We start from the raw sequence: 19,720 nt of genomic DNA, 5'->3' as shown, positions 1-19,720 counted from the left end.
CGATCCACGCACCAGAACGAGAGAAAGAGCGGGCAGTGCACGACCCTCGCCCGCAGTCCTCCCTCCGCCCCGAGCACCCCGTGCCGCGGAGTCTCTCGCAGCTCGTGGCCGAGTTCTCCCTCGGCCCGGTCCGCGGCCTCGAGGGCGTCGAGGTGAGCGGAGTCACGCTGGACTCGAACCAGGTCGAGTCCGGAGACCTCTACGTCGGTGTCGCAGGACGCCGTGCCCATGGCGCGGTCTTCGCGTCGGCCGCCGCGGCGTCCGGAGCCGTCGCCGTGCTGACCGACCCGGCCGGAGCGGAGCTCGCCGCCGACAGCGGCCTGCCCGTGCTGGTGACCCCCGACCCGCGGGCCGCCCTCGGCGACGTCGCCGCGTGGATCCACCGCACCCGCGAGGACGTCCCGACGCTCTTCGGCGTGACGGGGACCAACGGCAAGACGAGCGTCGTCTACATCCTCGACGCGCTGCTGCGCCGGCTCGGAGTCGTCTCCGGCCTCAGCTCCACCGCCGAGCGCCGGATCGGCGACGTCGCCGTGGTCAGCTCGCTGACCACTCCCGAGGCGAGCGAGCTGCACGGCCTGCTCGCGCGGATGCGCGAGTCCGCCGTCCGCGCGGTCTCCATCGAGGTGTCGGCGCAGGCGCTCACGCGGCACCGGATCGACGGCCTCGTCTTCGACGTCGTCGGCTTCACGAACCTCAGCCACGACCACCTCGACGACTACTCCGATCTGCGCGAGTACTTCGAGGCCAAGGCCGACCTCTTCGAGCCGGAGCGCGCACGCCGCGGCGTCGTCACGGTCGACAGCGCCTGGGGGCGCGAGCTCGCCGAGCGCAGCCGCATCCCCGTCGCGACGCTCGCCGGCTCTCCGGTCGTCGGAGTCGCCCCGACGACGCCCGCCGACTGGTCGATGACGGTGCTGGACGCGACGCCCGACAGCACCACCTTCCGCCTGGAGGGGCCCGAGAACCGCTCCGTCGTCGTCACCGTCTCGCTGATCGGCTGGTACATGGCGTCCAACGCGGCGCTGGCGATCGTGATGCTGGTGGAGTCGGGCTTCGACCTGGACGCCGTCGCGCACGCGCTCGAGGACAGCCGTCTCGACGTCTACATCCCGGGCCGCGCCGAGCTCGTCTCGGGGGAGCGCGGACCGCGCGTCTACGTCGACTACGGCCACACCCCCGACGCGTTCCAGAACGCGCTCGAGGCGCTGCGGACCATCACGCCCGGCCGCCTGTTCATGGTGTTCGGGGCGGACGGGGACCGCGACACGACCAAGCGGAGCGACATGGGCGCCATCGCCGCCCGCCTCGCCGACGTCGTGGTCGTCACCGACTTCCACCCGCGCTGGGAGGATCCGGCCGCCATCCGCGCCGCTCTCCTCCAGGGCGCCCGGGCCGCCGTGCCCGACCGGGAGATCCACGAGATCGCCGACCCGCGCGCCGCCGTGCGCGCCGCCGTCGCCCTCGCGCGCGAAGGGGACTCGATCCTCTACGCCGGGCCCGGCCACGAGGACCACCAGGAGATCGCAGGAGTGCACATGCCGTATTCGGCCAGAGACGACGTCCGTCACGCGCTGCGCGAGGCGGGCTGGCTGTAGATGATCGCCCTCACCCTCACCGAGATCGCCGAGGCCGTCTCCGGACGCCTCCACCTGGCCGGCTCGTCCGCCACGGCCGCCACCGTGATCGACGGAGCGACCGAGACCGACTCCCGCGAGATCGCGCCCGGCGGGATCTTCGTCGCCAAGCGCGGCGAGCACACCGACGGCCACCTCTTCGCTCCCGCCGCTCTCGAGCGCGGTGCCGCACTCCTCATCGTGGAGCGCCCGCTCGACCTCGACGTGCCGCAGGTCCTCGTCGACGACTCCGTCGAGGCGCTCGGAGCGCTGGCGACCGAGGTCGTCCGGCGCGTCCGCGCGAAGGGCGGGCTCACCGTCATCGGCGTCACCGGCTCGAACGGCAAGACGACGACCAAGAACCTCCTCCGCACCGTCCTCGAGCGGGTCGGCGAGACGGTCGCTCCGCGCGGATCCTTCAACAACGAGGTCGGCGCGCCGATCACGATGCTCCAGGTCTCCGAGTCGACGCGCTTCCTCGTCGCCGAGATGGGCGCGAGCGCGGTCGGCGAGATCCGCCGCCTCGTCCGGATGGCCAGGCCCGACGTCGGCGTCGTCCTCGCCGTGGGCCTCGCGCACGCCGGCGAGTTCGGCGGGATCGAGCGCACGCTCGAGGCCAAGACAGAGATGGTCGCCGACCTCACCGCCGACGACGTCGCCGTGCTGAACGCCGACGACGGCCGGGTCGCCTCGATGGCGGGCCGCACCGCCGCCCGGGTCCTCTGGTTCGGCCGCGGCGAGAGCGCGGACGTCCGCGCCGTCGACATCGACGCGACCGCCGACGGCACCCGCTTCGCCATCGAGGTCTCGGCGGGGGAGGGCCGCGAGGCCGCTCGCGCCGAGCTCCTGCTGCGCGTCCTCGGCGAGCACCACGTGATGAACGCCCTCGCGGCGACCGCCGCCGCGCTCTCTGTCGGAGTGGCGCTGCCCGCGATCGTCGAGGCTCTCGCGACCGTCACCCTCGCCGAGCGCGGCCGCATGGAGGTCCTGGGCGGCGAGGACGTCCGCGTCATCAACGACGCGTACAACGCGAGTCCCGATTCCACCGCGGCCGCCCTGCGCACCCTCGCCCAGATCGCGAAGCCCGGGGGGCGCACCGTCGCCGTCCTGGGAGAGATGAGCGAGCTCGGCGAGTGGGCCGACGAGGAGCACGAGCGCGTGGGCCTGCTGGCCGTCCGCCTCAACATCTCCCAGATCGTGGTGGTGGGCCGAGGCGCCCGCCGGATCCACGTCGCGGCCGAGCGCGAGGGGTCGTGGAGCGGCGAGTCCGTCTTCGCGGAGACCTCCGACGAGGCGTTCGACCTCCTCGAGGACTACCTGCGACCCGGCGACACCGTGCTGGTCAAGTCGTCCAACTCCGCGGGGCTGCGCTTCCTCGCCGACCGTCTCGGGGAGCGTCACCGATGAGGGCACTCCTCCTGTCCGGCGCGTTCTCGGGAGCCTTCACGCTCCTGATGACGCCCCTGTTCATCCGCCTCTTCCACCGCCTGCAGTGGGGCCAGTTCATCCGCGAGGACGGACCGAAGTCGCACCACGTCAAGCACGGCACGGCGACGATGGGCGGCATCGTCATCATCATCGGCACCGTGGTCGGCTACTTCCTCGGGATGCTGTTCGGCAACCGGGCGATCGCGCCGTCGGCCCTGCTGGTGCTCTTCATGATGGTCGGGCTCGGACTCGTCGGCTTCGTCGACGACTTCCTGAAGACCCGCAACCAGCGCAGCCTCGGCCTCGGCGGCTGGGCGAAGATCGCCGGCCAGGTCATCGTCGCCGCGGCCTTCGCGGTGATCGCGATCATGGTCCGCGACTCCAACGGGCTCACCCCCGCGTCCACCTCGATCTCGTTCATCCGCGACCTGCCGTTCGACTTCGCCTCCCTCGGCTGGATCGGCATCGGCCTGTTCGTGCTGTGGATCTGCATCATCGTCACCAGCACGTCGAACGGCGTGAACGTCGCCGACGGGCTCGACGGACTCGCGACCGGGTCCTCGATCCTCGCGATCGGCTCCTACGTCATCATCGGGTTCTGGCAGTCGAACCAGTGGTGCTTCGACCAGCACCTCAACCCCGAGGTCGTCGACAAGTGCTACCAGGTGAGCGACCCGTTCGACCTGGCCATCATCGCGGCGGCCGTCTCCGGTGCCCTGGTGGGCTTCCTCTGGTGGAACACCTCGCCGGCGCAGATCTTCATGGGCGACACCGGCTCGCTCGGCCTCGGCGGCGCGCTCGCGGCCCTGGCGATCCTCACCCGCACCGAGCTGCTGGTCATCCTCATCGGCGGCCTGTTCGTCATCGTGACCGGCTCGGTCATCCTCCAGCGGATCTACTTCAAGCTGACCCGGGGCAAGCGCATCTTCCTGATGAGCCCGCTCCACCACCACTTCGAGCTCAAGGGCTGGGCCGAGATCACCGTCGTGGTCCGGTTCTGGATCATCGCCGGCATCTTCGTCGCCGCCGGAGTCGGGCTCTTCTACCTGGAATGGCTGTCGCTGGCATGACCGATCCCGCCCGTCCCGACTCCCTCCGCAGCTGGCACTCGGACTGGCGCGGCCTGCGCGTCGCCGTGCTGGGCCTGGGCGTCACCGGGTTCTCGGTGGCCGACACGCTGACCGAGCTCGGCTCCGAGGTGCTCGTCCTCGCCGACCGCGCCGACGAGGAGCGCGAGCGCCTGCTCGAGGTGATCGGAGCCCGCCTGCACCGGGCCGACCGCCTCGACTCCGCTCCGGAGGAGCTGCACGCGTTCGCACCGGAGCTGGTCGTGGTGTCGCCCGGCTTCCGGCCGACGCACCCGATCCTCGTGTGGGCGGCGGAGTCCGGGATCCCCGTGTGGGGCGACGTCGAGCTCGCCTGGCGTGTCCGCGACAAGGTCGTGCGCGCCGACGGCACTCCGGCGGAATGGGTGGCCGTCACCGGCACCAACGGGAAGACCACGACCGTCCAGCTCACGGCGACGATGCTCGTAGCCGGCGGCCTCCGCGCCGCACCCTGCGGCAACATCGGCGTGCCCGTGCTCGACGCGGTCCGCGACCCGCAGGGCTTCGACGTCCTCGTCGTGGAGCTCTCGAGCTACCAGCTGCACTACCTGGGCGCGATCGAGCCGATCGCGAGCGCGTGCCTCAACATCGCCGACGACCACCTCGACTGGCACGGCTCGTTCGACGCCTACCGCGCGGCCAAGGGCAAGGTCTACGCCGGCACCCGCGTCGCCTGCGTGTACAACCGCGCCGATGCGGCGACCGAGCAGATGGTGCTCGACGCCGAGGTGGTGGAGGGCGCCCGGGCGATCGGGTTCGGCCTCGGCGTGCCCGGGCCGAGCGACTTCGGGATCGTCGACGGCATCCTCTGCGACCGCGCCTTCCTCGAGGACCGCCGCACCAGTGCCCTCGAGATCACCACCGTGGACGAGCTCGCCGCTCGGAACCTCGCCGCTCCGCACATCGTCCAGAACGTGCTCGCCGCGGCAGCGCTCTCCCGAGCGTGCGGGATCGAGGTCACGGCCGTCCGCACCGCGCTGGCGTCCTTCGAGCTCGACGCCCACCGCATCCAGGTCGTCGCCGAGCACGACGGGGTGACCTGGGTGAACGACTCCAAGGCCACGAACCCGCACGCCGCCGACGCCTCGCTGCGCGCGTACCCGTCGGTCGTCTGGGTCGTCGGCGGCCTGCTCAAGGGCGTCGACGTGGACGCCCTCGTGGCCGCGCACGTCGGCCGCCTGCGGGGCGCCGTGGTGATCGGCGCCGACCGCTCGGCGCTGCTCGCGGCATTCCGACGACACGCGCCCGCCCTCCCCGTGAGCGAGGCGGTGCCGGACGACACTGGTGCGGTGATGCAGGCGGCCGTCGAGGCGGCCGCGACGCTCGCCCGCTCGGGGGACGTCGTCCTGCTCGCACCCGCCGCGGCCTCGATGGACCAGTTCCTCGACTACGCGGCTCGGGGCCGCTCCTTCGCGGCCGCCGTGGCGACACACCTGGGAGGGGGAGCCGATGACCGCTCCGACGACGAGCCGCCCCGCGGGCCGCTCGCGCACTGAGCCGCGCGGGAAGGACCGGAGCGGGGCCCGCTCCGCGCGGATCGTCCTCTCGAAGGTCTTCGCCTCCCACTCGCCGAACTTCTACCTCCTCTTCGGAACCACGCTCTTCCTGGTGCTGTTCGGACTGACGATGGTGCTCTCCTCCTCGTCGGTCACCTCCTACGTGTCGAGCGACGACTCCTTCGGGGGCTTCCTGCGCCAGGGCGGGTTCGCCCTCCTCGGGATCCCGATGATGCTGGTGGTCTCGCGGCTGCCCCTCGGCGTGTGGAAGCGCGTGACGCCGATCCTGCTCATCGCCGGCTGCGTCCTCCAGTGCCTCGTTCTCTTCACACCGCTCGGCGACTCCGTCGGCGGGAACCGCAACTGGATCCGCCTCGGCGCCTTCAGCATGCAGCCCTCCGAGATCATCAAGCTCGCGCTCGCCCTCTGGCTGGGGCTCCTGCTCGCCCGCCGCTACCGGTCGCCGAAGGACTGGAAGGACGCGCTCATCCCCGTCCTGATCGTCGGCGGTGCGGCGATCGGACTGGTCCTCATCGGAGGCGACCTGGGCACGGTCGTGATCATGGCGGGCATCGTCCTCGCCGCACTCTTCTACGCGAACGTCCAGATGAAGGTCCTCGTGCCGATCGTGGTGGTCGGTGCGATCGGAGCGGTACTGTTTGCCGTCTCCAGCGACAACCGCCTCACCCGGATCATGTCCTTCCTCGGCGACTGCTCCAACGTCGAGGAGTACCAGAACTCGTGCTGGCAGCCGGTGCACGGCACCTGGGCGATGGCCTCCGGCGGGATCTTCGGCGTGGGCCTCGGCAACTCCAAGGCCAAGTGGTCCTGGCTGCCCGCCGCGGACAACGACTACATCTTCGCCATCATCGGCGAGGAGCTCGGGCTGATCGGAGCGATCGTCGTCCTGGCGCTGTTCGTGGTCCTCGCGGTCGCCTTCTTCCGCGTCATCCACGCGTCCTCCGATCCGTTCGTGCGGATCAGCACCGGCGCGATCATGGTCTGGCTGATCGGCCAGGCGTTCGTCAACATCGGCGTCGTCCTGGGGGTGCTCCCGGTGCTGGGGGTCCCGCTGCCGCTGATCTCCTCCGGAGGCACCGCCCTGCTCAGCTCGCTCCTCGCCATCGGCGTCGTCCTCTCCTTCGCCCGCACTCAGACCGCGCCCCTGCCCGGCGCGGGCGTGCTGCGCCGCAGGAAGGCGGCGGCGGAGTGACCCGCTACCTCCTCGCCGGCGGCGGCACCGCCGGCCACGTCAATCCGCTGCTCGCGACGGCCGACGAGATCCGCAGGCGGAACCCGGACGACGAGGTGCTCGTGCTCGGCACCGCCGAGGGGCTCGAGGCCCGCCTCGTCCCCCTCCGCGGCTACGAGCTCTCGGTGATCCCGCGGCTGCCGTTCCCGCGCCGTCCGAACTCGGCGGCGCTGCGGTTCCCCGGAGCCTTCCGTGCGACCATCGCCGGCATCGTCCGGACGATCCGCGACCGGCGGATCGACGCGGTGGTCGGCTTCGGCGGGTACGCGGCAGCACCCGCCTACCTGGCGGCGCGCCGCGCCGGCGTCCCCTTCACCGTCCACGAGGCCAACGCGCGCCCCGGGCTCGCCAACCGTCTCGGCGCGCGCGCGACCCGCTCGGTCGGCGTGGCCTTCGAGGGCACGCCCCTGCCGCACGCGCGGGTCGTCGGCATGCCGCTGCGCCGCGAGATCGCCGAGCTCGACCGGGCCGCGCGCCGCGACGAGGCGATGGCGGCGCTGGGCCTCGACCCGTCCCGGCAGACCCTCCTGGTGACCGGCGGCTCCCTCGGCGCTCGACGGATCAACGCGACGGTGCACGCCGCCGCCCGGGATCTCGTCGCCTCCGGCTTCCAGGTCCTCCACATCACGGGCGACCGCGCCGAGATCACGGACCCGGGGGTGGCCGGCTACCACCTCCTCGCCTACTGCGACCGGATGGACCTCGCGCTGTCCGCCGCGGACGTGGCCGTCTCCCGCGCGGGGGCAGCGACGGTCAGCGAGCTGACAGCCCTCGGCCTGCCCGCGGTCTACGTCCCGTACCCGGTCGGCAACGGCGAGCAGCGCTACAACGCGCGCGGCGTCGTCGACGCCGGGGGAGCGGTCCTCGTCGAGGACGCCGCCTTCCTCCCCGGCTGGGTCCAGCGGGAGCTCGTACCGCTCCTGGGCGACACCGCCCGTCGCGACGAGATGGCGCGCCGGGCCGCCCGCGTGGGAGTCCGCGACGGCTCCGGGCGGCTCGTCGACCTGATCGAGTCGACCCTCTCCGACCCGCGCTGAGCCCGCTCCGCGCGGCTCGGGAGAGCACTCCCGCCCACCGTCTACACTGATCCGGCGCACCGCGGGAGGCCCCTCCCGCCCGCCGCGACCCACCCGAAAGCGAGAGCCCCGTGATCAAGCCCGACCTCGGCATCACCGTCCCCGACGAGCTCGGCTCGGTCCACTTCATCGGCATCGGCGGCTCCGGGATGAGCGGGATCGCCCGGCTGTTCCACCACGCCGGGCACCGGGTCACCGGTTCCGACGTCCGCGAGTCCCACCCCATCGAGCAGCTGCGGGAGCTCGGCGTCCCGGTCGCCATCGGCCACGACGCGGCGAACCTCGGGGACGCCGAGGCGGTCGTCGTCACCTCCGCCCTGTGGCCCGACAATCCGGAGTACCTGCTCGCGAAGGAGCGCGGCCTGCCCGTGCTGCACCGCTCGCAGGCCCTCGCCTGGCTGGTGCGCGGCAAGCGCCTGGTCGCGGTCGCCGGAGCGCACGGCAAGACCACGTCGACCGGGATGATCGTCACCGGCCTCCTCGGCGTCGACGCCGACCCCAGCTTCGTCAACGGCGGCATCATCGAGAGCCTCGGCACCTCCTCCGCCGCCGGCTCCGGCGAGGTCTTCGTCGTCGAGGCCGACGAGTCGGACGGCAGCTTCCTCCTGTACGACACCGCGGTCGCCCTCATCACGAACGTCGACCCGGACCACCTCGACCACTACGGATCGCTGGAGGCGTTCGAGGAGGCCTTCGTCACCTTCGCCTCCTCCGCGAGTGAGCTCGTCGTCATCTCCTCCGACGACCCCGGCGCCGTCCGCGTCACCGAGCGGCTGGACGGCGGACGGGTGCTGACCTTCGGCGAGGCCGAGGGGGCGGACGTCCGCGTCGTCGACCTCGACCTCGTCGGCCCCGTCGGCTTCTCGGTCGAGTACGAGGGCAGGCGCTACTCGGCCCGCCTCCGCATCCCCGGCCGGCACAACGCGATCAACGCGGCCGGCGCGTTCGCAGTGCTGGTGGGCCTGGGCTTCGATCCGGCCGCCTCGCTCGGGGCCGTGTCGGCGTTCGGAGGCACGGAGCGCCGTTTCGAGCTGCACGGAGCGGTCCGCGGAGTCAGCGTCTACGACGACTACGCCCACCACCCCACCGAGGTGGCCGCCGCCCTCTCCGCCGCGCGCACCGTGGTCGGCGAGGGCCGCATCATCGCCGTGCACCAGCCGCACCTCTACAGCCGCACCCGCCTCTTCGCCCGCGAGTTCGCCGAGACGCTCGAGCGCTACGCCGACGAGACGATCGTCCTCGACGTCTACGGGGCGCGCGAGGATCCGGAGCCCGGAGTGACCGGAGCGCTGGTCAGCGAGAAGTTCGCCGACCCGTCGCACGTCTCGTTCGTCCCGGACTGGGCGGAGGCGGCCCGCCTCGCGGCCGGCATCGCGCGCGAGGGCGACTTCGTCATCACCCTCGGCTGCGGCGACGTCTACCGGATCATCCCGCAGGTGCTCGAGTCGCTCGGCGCGAGCGAGGCCGCGCCGGTCGCACGATGACCGCGGTCCTCGCGCCCGAAGCGGGGGAGCGGCCGTGAAGCGGCCCGACGGCGGACGCCCTCCGGCGCGCGGTCGGAGCGTCCCCACGCGCGGCGGCGAGCCGGAGCCGGACACCGAGCCGATCCGGATCGTCCCCGCGATCCGCGTGGACCCGGAGCCGGCCGAGCGAACTCCGTCGCGCGCGGGCGCGGTCCGCCGCACCCTCTCGGGCCTGCGTCTGCCCGGTGCCGAGAACCGGGCCGTCTCCCGGGCCGCCCGCGAGCGGAGGCGCTACGAGCGGGGGGAGGTCCGCCGCTTCACGAAGCGCGCGCGTCGGCGCCGCCTGATCGCCCTGGTCGTGGCCGGGTCGCTCGTCGCCCTCGCCCTGATCGTCGGAGTCGCGGCCTTCTCGCCGCTCATGGCCGTGCGCACGATCGAGATCTCGGGCACCCAGCGCGTCGACGCCGCCGCCCTGCAGAGCGAGCTCGACGACCAGCTCGGCGTCCCGCTCACCCTGGTGGACCGGGACGAGGTCGGCCGCGTGCTGGGCGCGTCCCCGCTCATCCAGAGCTACTCGGTGCAGACCCGGCCGCCGAGCACCCTCGTGGTGTCGATCGTCGAGCGCACGCCCCTCGGCGTGATCGCGGCGGGGGGCCGCTTCGAGCTCGTGGACGCGGCCGGAGTCGTCATCGAGACGGCGGACTCGGCGCAGCCCGGCTACCCGGTCCTCACCACCGCGTCCGGCGACGCCTCGGGAGCCGGCTTCCGCGCGACCGCGCGGGTGCTGCGCTCCCTGCCCGCATCGCTCGCTCCGCAGGTGACGGCCGCCACGGCCACGACCGGCGACGACGTCTCGCTCACCCTGCAGAACGGCACGGAAGTCGTCTGGGGCGGGTCGGACGAGTCGGCGCTCAAGGCCGTCGTGCTCGAGAAGCTGATGGCCGCGACCGACCCCGCCGTCGTCGGCACCTACGACGTGTCCTCGCCCCAGGCCGCCGTCGTGGCGCCCCGGCCCTGACCGGCGGCGGATCCGCGCGTTCTTTCGAGCGTTGCGGGCGTGTCTGCTGGGAGCGCGACCGGACTCCGCCTACCGTCGGAGCCGAACCCCAAATGCATACTCAGCATAACTTTAAGCCTCAACTACAGGTTTAAGGTTCAGCCCGGAGGCCGGAGACGTGACTTCAAACCAGAACTACCTCGCCGTGATCAAGGTCGTCGGCATCGGCGGTGGCGGCGTCAACGCCGTCAACCGCATGATCGAGCTCGGCCTGCGCGGTGTCGAATTCATCGCGATCAACACGGACGCCCAGGCGCTCCTGCTCAGCGACGCCGACGTCAAGCTCGACGTGGGCCGCGAGCTGACCCGCGGACTCGGCGCCGGCGCCGACCCCGAGGTCGGCCGCCGCGCCGCCGAGGACCACGCCGAGGAGATCGAGGAGGTCCTCGCGGGGGCCGACATGGTCTTCGTCACCGCGGGCGAGGGCGGCGGTACCGGCACCGGCGGCGCGCCCGTCGTCGCGCGGATCGCCAAGTCGATCGGCGCCCTCACCATCGGCGTCGTGACCAAGCCCTTCGGGTTCGAGGGACGCCGTCGGCAGACGCAGGCCGAGGCCGGCGTCGCGACGCTGAAGAACGAGGTCGACACGCTCATCGTCGTTCCGAACGACCGCCTGCTCGAGATCAGCGACCGCGGCATCTCGATGCTCGAGGCCTTCGCGACCGCCGACCAGGTGCTCCTCGCCGGCGTCCAGGGCATCACCGACCTGATCACCACGCCCGGCCTGATCAACCTCGACTTCGCCGACGTGAAGTCGGTCATGCAGGGCGCGGGCTCGGCGCTGATGGGCATCGGCTCGTCGCGCGGCGCCGATCGCGCGATCAAGGCGGCCGAGCTGGCCGTCGCCTCACCGCTGCTCGAGGCCAGCATCGACGGCGCGCACGGCGTGCTCCTCTCGATCCAGGGCGGCTCGAACCTCGGCATCTTCGAGATCAACGACGCGGCGCGCCTCGTCCAGGAGGCGGTGCACGCCGAGGCGAACATCATCTTCGGTGCCGTGATCGACGACACGCTCGGCGACGAGGTGCGCGTCACCGTCATCGCCGCGGGCTTCGACGGCGGAGAGCCGGGCGGGACCGCTCAGGCCGCGATCGCCCAGCCGCGCCAGCAGCAGAGCTCGGCGAGCGAGTCGGCCGCCGAGCCCGTCCCGGCTCCCGCCGCCGCCCCTGCGGCCGGCTCGATCTGGTCGAGCACCCCCGTCGCCGCCCCGGCCCCTGTCGCCGACCCGTCCTTCGACGACGACGACAGCGACCTGGACATCCCCGACTTCCTCAAGTAGTCGTGCCGGATCCGGAGCTGGCCGCGCGCTGGGCCGAGGTCTCCGAGCGGGTCGCCGACGCGACCCGCTCGGCCGGTCGCGAGGCGTCCTCGGTCACGACCATCGTGGTGACCAAGTTCCACCCCGTGTCGCTGCTCCGCGACCTCCTCGAGCTGGGCGTCGTCGACTTCGGCGAGAACCGGCACCAGGAGGCGCAGGAGAAGTCGGCCGAGCTGGCGGGGACCGCTGCGCGCTGGCACTTCATCGGGCAGCTCCAGAGCAAGAAGGCGCGCCAGGTGCGCCGCTACGCCGACGCCGTCCACTCCGTCGACCGGCTCGCGCTCGTCCCGCTGCTGGAGGCGGGGGAGGAGCCGCTCGACGTGTTCCTGCAGGTCAACCTCACCGAGGATCCCGACCGCGGGGGAGCGTCGCCCGCCGACGTCGAGCCCCTCGCCGAGGCTCTCGCCGGGGCGCACGGCCTCACGCTGCGCGGCGTGATGGCGGTCGCTCCGCTGGACGAGGAGCCCCGTCCGGCTTTCGCCCGGCTCCGGTCGATCTCCGACCGCGTGCGCGCCGTCGAGCCCTCCGCCACGGCGATCTCGGCGGGCATGTCGAACGACTTCGCCGAGGCGATCGCGGAGGGTGCGACACACCTGCGAATCGGATCGGCAATCACCGGAGAACGCCCCGCCCGCACCTAACCTCGTGGTGACCCACCTGTGGGAGCACACACGACACGGAGGACACCCCATGGCCAACCCGCTGAAGAAGACGATGGTCTACCTCGGACTCGCCGACGAAGAGGTCGAGTACGAGCGCGCAGAGCCCGTCGAGGCGGCCCCGGCGACGGCCCACCGCGCACCGGTCTCCCCGGTGCAGCCCGTCCCTCCCGTCGAGCCGGTGCAGCAGCCCCGCGCGACGGTCACCCCGCTCCGCAAGCCCACCCCCCAGACCCCGAAGGCGACGGCACCCGCCGAGATGAACGAGATCCTCACCGTCCACCCGAAGCAGTACCGCGACGCGCAGGTCATCGCGGAGAACTTCCGCGACGGCATCCCCGTGATCATCAACCTCTCGCAGATGAGCGATGCGGACGCCCGCCGCCTCATCGACTTCGCGAGCGGACTCTCGCAGGGCCTCTACGGCCGCATCGAGCGCGTGACGAGCAAGGTCTTCCTGCTCTCGCCGTCGCACATCACCGTCGCCGGCGACTCCGCCTCCGCCGAGAGCGACGCCGACGCGTCGTTCTTCGCGAAGTCCTGATCCCGGGGAGCCCTGGCCCCCGGTGACCTCCGTCGTCTCGCTCCTCGGGAGCGTCCTGTACTTCGTGCTGCTGCTCTACTTCTTCGCGATGTGGGCGCGGTTCGTGCTCGACCTCGTCCGCGTGATCCGACGGGACTGGCGCCCCCGCGGTGCCGGCCTCGTCGCCGCGGAGGGCGTCTACACCGTCACGGACCCGCCGATCGGCTTCTTCCGACGCTTGATCAAGCCGGTCTCGATCGGTCCGATCGCCCTCGATTTCGGCTGGAGCCTCACCATGCTCTGCGTCATCGTGGGCATGTACATCGCCACGTGGCTCCAGCGCGCCTGACCGTCCCTGTATCGTTGGCACGTCCGGACGTTCCCCGCGGTGTCAGCACTGCGCCGTGCGCCTGAAGTTGCTAGCTTTAGTCGCGCGTTGTTAAACGTGTACCTACTTGAAATCGAAGGTGGAAAGCCATGGCGCTCACTCCCGAAGACGTTGTCAACAAGCGGTTCCAGCCGACCAAGTTCCGTGAGGGATACGACCAGGACGAGGTCGACGACTTCCTCGACGAGGTCGTCGTGGAGCTCCGCCGCCTGAACCAGGAGAACGAGGAGCTTCGTCAGCGCCTGTCCTCCGGCGACAGCCGCCCCTCGGACGCCCGAGTCTCCGACGCCCCGCGCGAGAGCACTCCTGCTCCCGCCCCGGTGGTCGATGAGGCACCCGAGCCGGAGCCGCAGCCCGAGCCCGAGCCCACCCCGGCTCCCGCACCGGTCGTCGCTCCCGTCAGCTCCTCGCAGTCGGCTCCGGTCGACGAGGCCGAGAGCTCCAGCGGACTCCTGCAGCTCGCCCGCCGCCTCCACGAGGAGCACGTGCGCGAGGGTGCCGAGAAGCGCGACGCGCTCGTCGCCGAGGGCCGTGCCACGGCTGCCCGCATCGTCGCCGAGGCCGAGGCCAAGCAGCGCCAGCAGGTCGCGAAGCTCGAGGAGGAGCGCGCGACGGTCGAGCACCGCATCGACGAGCTCCGCACCTTCGAGCGCGAGTACCGCCAGAAGCTGAAGAGCTACATCGAGGGCCAGCTCCGCGACCTCGACACCCAGCCGGCGTCGACGGAGTCCTCGCTGTCGGGCTTTGGGGCGTAGTCCCGCCGCAGCGGACGTCAGGCCGAGGGTGCTCGTCACCCTCGGCCTCGTCGCGCTCGCGGTCTTCGCGATCGATCAGACCGCGAAGTTCCTGGTCACGACGAACCTGACCCTGGGCGAGGACGTCCACGTCCTCGGCGACGTCCTGATCCTGCACTACGTGAAGAACCCGGGTGCCGCCTTCTCCCTCGCGAGCGGGTCGACCTGGATCTTCTCGATCATCGCGGCGTGCGTCGTCGTCGCCGTGATCTGGTTCTCGCGCCGGATCCGCTCCACCGCGTGGGGCGTCTTCTTCGGCCTGCTGCTCGGCGGCACCCTCGGCAATCTCTTCGACCGGCTGTTCCGAGAGCCCTCCTTCGGGCTCGGACACGTCGTCGACTTCCTCTTCACGCCGTGGCTGCTCCCGGCGATCTACAACGTCGCCGACATCGCGATCTGCACGGCGATGGCGCTGTTCGTCCTCCTGAGCGTGCGGGGCGTCGGCCTCGACGGCACCCGCGAGCGCGCGGGCCGCGACGAGCAGGAGCAGGTCGCGTCCGAGGACGGCGCTCCCGCCACCCCCGGAGCAGGCGCCCCCGCAGCGGCCTCCTCCGTCGAGGAGGCGGCCCGCGACGCCGACCGCCCCGGCGGACGCTGATGGCGCAGTCCCGAGAGCTGCCGGTCCCGGACGGGCTCGACGGCCTCCGCGTGGACGCGGCCGTCGCGAAGCTGCTCGGCTTCTCGCGCACCTTCGCGGCCGAGGTCGCCGAGGCGGGCGGAGTGAGCGCCGACGGACGGGTCCTCGACAAGAGCGACCGCGTGCACGCCGGAACCTGGCTGAGCGTCGAGTGGAGCCCGCGCGAGGAGCCGCGGATCGTGCCGATGGCGGTCCCCGGCCTCGGCATCGTGCACGACGACGACGACATCGTGGTGATCGACAAGCCCGTCGGAGTGGCCGCGCACCCCGCCGTGGGCTGGGAGGGACCGACGGTGCTCGGCGCCCTCGCCGCCGCGGGCTTCACCGTGTCGACCTCCGGTGCGGCCGAGCGCGCGGGCATCGTGCACCGGCTCGACGCCGGCACGAGCGGCCTCATGGTCGTCGCGAAGTCCGAGCGCGCCTACACGCACCTCAAGCGCGCGTTCCACGACCGCACGGTCGAGAAGGTCTACCACGCGGTCGTGCAGGGCCACCCCGACCCGCTCGCCGGCACGATCGACGCCCCGCTCGGCCGCCACCCGTCCTCGGACTGGAAGTTCGCGGTCCGCGCCGACGGCAAGCCCTCGGTGACCCACTACGAGACGATCGAGGCCTTCCCGTTCGCCTCCCTCCTCGAGATCCACCTCGAGACCGGCCGCACCCACCAGATCCGCGTGCACATGGCCGCCCAGCGCCACCCGTGCGTCGGCGACGCGATGTACGGCGCCGATCCGACCCTCTCGAAGCGGCTCGGCCTCACCCGCCAGTGGCTCGACGCGGTCCGGCTCGGCTTCACCCACCCGGGCTCGGGGGAGTGGGTGCAGTTCGAGGCGTCCTACCCCGAGGACCTGGTGCACGCCCTCGAGGTGCTGCGCGGGGAGTGATCCGCGCTCTCCCGGCCAGACCCGCGTCCGGCGCGGTTAGACTTCTTCCCGCCGTGTCCACGGGCCCTCCCTTGTCGCCGGCCATCCCTCCCCTGCCCGCAGTCCGCCGGAGGCGCATCCTTGCCGAGTAACGATTCCTTCGTCCACCTCCACGTGCACAGCGAGTACTCGATGCTCGACGGTGCAGCGCGGGTGAAGCCGCTGATCGACGCGGCGGTCGAGGAGGGCATGCCGGCCATCGCCGTGACCGACCACGGGAACGTGTTCGGCGCCTTCGACTTCTGGCGCACCGCGACGGCGGCGGGGATCAAGCCGATCATCGGCACCGAGGCCTACCTCACCCCGGGGACGCACCGCTCCGACAAGACCCGCATCCGCTGGGGCGACGGCGGAGGGGACGACGTGTCCGGCTCCGGCGCGTACACCCACATGACGCTGCTCAGCTCGACCACGACGGGCATGCACAACCTCTTCCGCCTCTCCTCGCGCGCGTCGATCGAGGGCTACTACTTCAAGCCGCGCATGGACCGCGAGATCCTCTCGCAGTACTCCGAGGGCCTGATCGGCACCACGGGCTGCCCGAGCGGCGAGGTCCAGACGCGCCTGCGTCTCGGCCAGTACAAGGAGGCCCGCCAGGCGGCCGCCGACTACCGCGACATCTTCGGCAAGGAGAACTTCTTCGCCGAGATCATGGATCACGGCCTCGACATCGAGCGGCGGGTGATCGGCGACGTCATCCGGCTCGCGAAGGACCTCGACCTCCCGTTGGTCGCCACCAACGACCTGCACTACACGCACGCGCACGACGCGACCTCGCACGCGGCGCTGCTCTGCGTGCAGTCCGGAACCACCCTCGACGACCCCAAGCGCTTCAAGTTCGACGCGGACGAGTTCTACCTCAAGTCGCCGCGCGAGATGCGCCAGGTCTTCCGCGACCACCCCGAGGCCTGCGACAACACGCTCCTCATCGCGGAGCGCTGCGACGTCCAGTTCGACACCTCGGCGAACTACATGCCCCGCTTCCCGGTGCCGGAGGGCGAGACGGAGGACACCTGGTTCGTGAAGGAGGTCGAGGCCGGACTGCGCGAGCGCTACCCGGACGGCATCTCCCAGGAAGTGCGCGACCGGGCGGACTACGAGACCCGCGTCATCCTGCAGATGGGCTTCCCCGGCTACTTCCTCGTCGTCGCCGACTTCATCAACTGGTCCAAGCGCAACGGGATCCGCGTCGGTCCCGGCCGCGGCTCCGGTGCCGGCTCGATGGCGGCCTACGCGATGAAGATCACCGACCTCGATCCGCTGCGCCACGGCCTGATCTTCGAGCGCTTCCTCAACCCCGACCGCGTGTCCATGCCCGACTTCGACGTCGACTTCGACGACCGTCGCCGCGGCGAGGTCATCCGCTACGTCACCGAGAAGTACGGCGACGAGCGCGTCGCGCAGATCGTCACCTACGGCACCATCAAGGCGAAGCAGGCTCTCAAGGACGCCTCGCGCGTCCTCGGCTTCCCGTTCGGGATGGGCGAGAAGCTGACGAAGGCCATGCCGCCCGCGATCATGGGCAAGGACATCCCGCTCAGCGGCATCAACGACCCCGCCCACGCGCGCTACAAGGAAGCGCTCGACGTGCGCAACGTCATCGCCGAGGACCCGCAGGCCAAGCTGGTCTTCGACACCGCGCTCGGGCTCGAGAACCTCAAGCGCCAGTGGGGCGTGCACGCGGCCGGCGTCATCATGTCCAGCGATCCGCTGCTGGACATCATCCCGATCATGAAGCGGGAGCAGGACGGCCAGATCGTCACGCAGTTCGACTACCCCGCGTGCGAGTCGCTCGGGCTGATCAAGATGGACTTCCTGGGGCTGCGGAACCTCACGATCATCGACGACGCCCTCGACAACATCCGCGCCAACCGCGGACAGGACCTCGTGCTCGAGGACCTCGAGCTCGACGACCAGGCCGCCTACGACCTCCTCGCCCGAGGCGACACGCTCGGCGTGTTCCAGCTCGACGGCGGCCCGATGCGCGGCCTTCTCCGACTGATGAAGCCCGACAACTTCGAGGACATCTCCGCAGTCCTCGCGCTCTACCGGCCGGGCCCGATGGGCGCCGACTCCCACACCAACTACGCGCTGCGGAAGAACGGCGTGCAGGAGATCACCCCGATCCACCCGGAGCTCGAGGAGCCGCTCTCGGAGGTGCTCGGAGGGACCTACGGCCTGATCGTGTACCAGGAGCAGGTCATGTCGATCGCGCAGAAGCTCGCGGGCTTCACGCTCGCGCAGGCCGACCTGCTGCGGCGCGCGATGGGCAAGAAGAAGAAGTCCGAGCTGGACAAGCAGTTCGAGGGCTTCTCGGGCGGCATGATCGCCAACGGCTACTCGATGGAGGCCGTCAAGACCCTCTGGGACATCCTGCTGCCCTTCTCCGACTACGCCTTCAACAAGGCGCACTCGGCGGCGTACGGCGTCGTCTCCTACTGGACGGCGTACCTCAAGGCGCACTACCCCGCGGAGTACATGGCCGCGCTGCTCACCAGCGTCGGCGACTCCAAGGACAAGATGGCCGCCTACCTCAACGAGTGCCGGCGGATGGGGATCAAGGTGCTCCCGCCGGACGTCAACGAGTCGATCGGCTTCTTCACCGCCGTCGGCACCGACATCCGCTTCGGCCTCGGCGCCGTCCGCAACGTCGGCATGAACGTCGTCGAGGGCATCCGGGCCGCCCGCGAGGAGAAGGGCCGCTTCGAGACGTTCCACGACTTCCTCCGCAAGGTGCCGCTGCAGGTGACCAACAAGCGCACCATCGAGTCGCTGATCAAGGCCGGCGCCTTCGACTCGCTCGGCTCGACGCGCCGCGCCCTGGTCGAGGTGCACGAGGACGCCGTCGAGGCGGCGGTGGGGGAGAAGCGCAACGAGGCGAACGGCCAGGTCGGCTTCGACTTCGACAGCCTCTGGGACGAGCCGCAGGCCGCGATCCAGGTGCCCGAGCGGCCCGAATGGGCCAAGCGCGACAAGCTCGCCTTCGAGCGCGACATGCTCGGGCTCTACGTGTCCGACCATCCGCTCGCCGGACTCGAGACCGAGCTCGCCAAGCACTACAGCACCACGATCGCCGACCTGCTGATCTCGGAGACGATCGCCGACGGCGAGACCGTGGTCGTCGCGGGCCTCGTCACGAGCGTCCAGCACCGCATGGCCAAGGCCTCCGGCAACCAGTACGGGATGATCCAGGTCGAGGACTTCGGCGGCGAGATCACCTGCATGTTCATGGGGAAGGCGTACCAGGAGTTCGCCCCGGCGCTCACGAACGACTCCATCGTCGTCGTCAGAGGCCGCGTCAGCATGCGCGACGACGGGATGAACCTGCACGCGTTCAGCCTGTTCGCCCCCGAGATGAGCCAGGACGGCGACTCGGGACCGCTCACCGTCTCGATGCCCGAGTCGCGCGCGACCACCGACACGGTCTCGCAGCTCAGCGACGTGCTCATCCGCCACTCCGGCCAGACCGAGGTGCGGCTGAAGCTCATCAAGGGCGACACGGCCCGCGTGTTCGAGGTGCCGTTCCCCGTGCGCATCACCCCGGACCTCTTCGGCGAGCTGAAGAGCCTGCTGGGGCCGAACTGTCTGTATTGAATTCCGAGCCGGTCCCTGCCCGGCTCGGCGCGGTCGGCTGGGCAGGGTGGCCGGGTCGGTGAGAGCGTCGTGCGTCCGGCTACGACGATCCGCTGGCACGCGGATCGCCGGTTCGCGGTGCCTGTGGCGAGCCGGTCCCCGACCGGCTCGGCGCGGTCGGCTGGGGAGGGTGGCCGGGTCGGTGAGAGCGTCGTGCGTCCGGCTACGACGATCCGCTGACACGCGGATCGCCGGTTCGCCTCGGAGGGTGCGGCGAGAGGGTGGCGGATCGGAGTGCGAGCCTGCGGCCGCCGGTGTCCTTCTGGTGGTCGAGTGATGGCGGAGCGGCGGATCGAGACCGGGCGAGGGCCGGGCGGGACGGGGTCCGGGCGAGGGAGCGCGCGGCGAGGG

At 71.4% G+C, this 19,720-nt stretch carries 16 protein-coding genes; all 16 read left to right on the top strand.

Annotated features, from left to right (window positions below; genetic code table 11):
- The first annotated feature begins 35 nt into the window (after positions 1-35).
- Positions 36-1,598, top strand: coding sequence for a Mur ligase family protein (locus tag C5C10_RS07135; RefSeq protein ID WP_104328913.1), 1,563 nt, complete (start codon positions 36-38; stop codon positions 1,596-1,598).
- Positions 1,599-3,023, top strand: a complete 1,425-nt coding sequence (murF, locus tag C5C10_RS07130) for a UDP-N-acetylmuramoyl-tripeptide--D-alanyl-D-alanine ligase (RefSeq protein ID WP_104222590.1) — start codon at positions 1,599-1,601, stop codon at positions 3,021-3,023.
- Entirely contained in the window at positions 3,020-4,114 is a 1,095-nt protein-coding gene (gene mraY / locus C5C10_RS07125) for a phospho-N-acetylmuramoyl-pentapeptide-transferase (protein ID WP_104222591.1), read from the top strand. The genes murF and mraY overlap by 4 nt, the downstream gene beginning before the upstream one ends.
- Entirely contained in the window at positions 4,111-5,646 is a 1,536-nt protein-coding gene (gene murD / locus C5C10_RS07120; protein WP_104222592.1) for a UDP-N-acetylmuramoyl-L-alanine--D-glutamate ligase, read from the top strand. Before mraY ends, murD begins: the two co-directional genes overlap by 4 nt.
- Positions 5,600-6,859 carry a putative lipid II flippase FtsW gene (gene ftsW, locus C5C10_RS07115; protein WP_104222593.1) on the top strand — a complete coding sequence of 420 codons (1,260 nt, stop codon included), beginning with the start codon at positions 5,600-5,602 and terminating at the stop codon, positions 6,857-6,859. Before murD ends, ftsW begins: the two co-directional genes overlap by 47 nt.
- A complete protein-coding gene (gene murG / locus C5C10_RS07110) occupies positions 6,856-7,935 on the top strand; it encodes an undecaprenyldiphospho-muramoylpentapeptide beta-N-acetylglucosaminyltransferase (protein WP_104328912.1) in 1,080 nt (359 codons plus the stop codon). The genes ftsW and murG overlap by 4 nt, the downstream gene beginning before the upstream one ends.
- Before the next feature lie 110 nt (positions 7,936-8,045).
- A complete protein-coding gene (gene murC, locus C5C10_RS07105; RefSeq protein WP_104328911.1) occupies positions 8,046-9,458 on the top strand; it encodes a UDP-N-acetylmuramate--L-alanine ligase in 1,413 nt (470 codons plus the stop codon).
- A 34-nt stretch (positions 9,459-9,492) separates the two neighbouring features.
- Positions 9,493-10,455 carry a cell division protein FtsQ/DivIB gene (locus C5C10_RS07100; RefSeq protein WP_104328910.1) on the top strand — a complete coding sequence of 321 codons (963 nt, stop codon included), beginning with the start codon at positions 9,493-9,495 and terminating at the stop codon, positions 10,453-10,455.
- A 157-nt stretch (positions 10,456-10,612) separates the two neighbouring features.
- Positions 10,613-11,773 carry a cell division protein FtsZ gene (gene ftsZ / locus C5C10_RS07095; RefSeq protein WP_104222597.1) on the top strand — a complete coding sequence of 387 codons (1,161 nt, stop codon included), beginning with the start codon at positions 10,613-10,615 and terminating at the stop codon, positions 11,771-11,773.
- Between the two features lie 2 nt (positions 11,774-11,775).
- Positions 11,776-12,453 carry a YggS family pyridoxal phosphate-dependent enzyme gene (locus C5C10_RS07090; protein ID WP_104283728.1) on the top strand — a complete coding sequence of 226 codons (678 nt, stop codon included), beginning with the start codon at positions 11,776-11,778 and terminating at the stop codon, positions 12,451-12,453.
- A 49-nt stretch (positions 12,454-12,502) separates the two neighbouring features.
- Positions 12,503-13,015 carry a cell division protein SepF gene (locus C5C10_RS07085; protein WP_104222599.1) on the top strand — a complete coding sequence of 171 codons (513 nt, stop codon included), beginning with the start codon at positions 12,503-12,505 and terminating at the stop codon, positions 13,013-13,015.
- A gap of 22 nt (positions 13,016-13,037) precedes the next feature.
- A complete protein-coding gene (locus tag C5C10_RS07080) occupies positions 13,038-13,343 on the top strand; it encodes a YggT family protein (protein WP_258059242.1) in 306 nt (101 codons plus the stop codon).
- 128 nt (positions 13,344-13,471) lie between these two features.
- Complete coding sequence (locus C5C10_RS07075; protein WP_104222600.1) at positions 13,472-14,137, top strand: DivIVA domain-containing protein; 666 nt, start codon at positions 13,472-13,474, stop codon at positions 14,135-14,137.
- A gap of 28 nt (positions 14,138-14,165) precedes the next feature.
- Positions 14,166-14,774 carry a signal peptidase II gene (gene lspA / locus C5C10_RS07070; protein ID WP_104283727.1) on the top strand — a complete coding sequence of 203 codons (609 nt, stop codon included), beginning with the start codon at positions 14,166-14,168 and terminating at the stop codon, positions 14,772-14,774.
- Entirely contained in the window at positions 14,774-15,697 is a 924-nt protein-coding gene (locus C5C10_RS07065) for an RluA family pseudouridine synthase (protein WP_104328909.1), read from the top strand. The genes lspA and C5C10_RS07065 overlap by 1 nt, the downstream gene beginning before the upstream one ends.
- A 171-nt stretch (positions 15,698-15,868) precedes the next feature.
- Positions 15,869-19,330 carry a DNA polymerase III subunit alpha gene (gene dnaE / locus C5C10_RS07060; RefSeq protein WP_244229655.1) on the top strand — a complete coding sequence of 1,154 codons (3,462 nt, stop codon included), beginning with the start codon at positions 15,869-15,871 and terminating at the stop codon, positions 19,328-19,330.
- Positions 19,331-19,720: the final 390 nt, after the last annotated feature.

This window comes from Rathayibacter sp. AY1A3 (genome assembly GCF_002930975.1).
Classification (GTDB): Bacteria; Actinomycetota; Actinomycetes; order Actinomycetales; family Microbacteriaceae; genus Rathayibacter.
This window is presented reverse-complemented; position numbering and strand designations above follow the sequence as displayed.

What these genes read in the sequence shown, in the direction of transcription:
- mraY (WP_104222591.1), top strand. Translation starts at nt 3,020, where the DNA reads ATGAGGGCACTCCTCCTGTCCGGCGCGTTCTCGGGAGCCTTCACGCTC.
- C5C10_RS07075 (WP_104222600.1), top strand. Translation starts at nt 13,472, where the DNA reads ATGGCGCTCACTCCCGAAGACGTTGTCAACAAGCGGTTCCAGCCGACC.
- C5C10_RS07085 (WP_104222599.1), top strand. Translation starts at nt 12,503, where the DNA reads ATGGCCAACCCGCTGAAGAAGACGATGGTCTACCTCGGACTCGCCGAC.
- dnaE (WP_244229655.1), top strand. Translation starts at nt 15,869, where the DNA reads ATGCTCGACGGTGCAGCGCGGGTGAAGCCGCTGATCGACGCGGCGGTC.
- ftsW (WP_104222593.1), top strand. Translation starts at nt 5,600, where the DNA reads ATGACCGCTCCGACGACGAGCCGCCCCGCGGGCCGCTCGCGCACTGAG.
- murD (WP_104222592.1), top strand. Translation starts at nt 4,111, where the DNA reads ATGACCGATCCCGCCCGTCCCGACTCCCTCCGCAGCTGGCACTCGGAC.
- murF (WP_104222590.1), top strand. Translation starts at nt 1,599, where the DNA reads ATGATCGCCCTCACCCTCACCGAGATCGCCGAGGCCGTCTCCGGACGC.
- C5C10_RS07065 (WP_104328909.1), top strand. Translation starts at nt 14,774, where the DNA reads ATGGCGCAGTCCCGAGAGCTGCCGGTCCCGGACGGGCTCGACGGCCTC.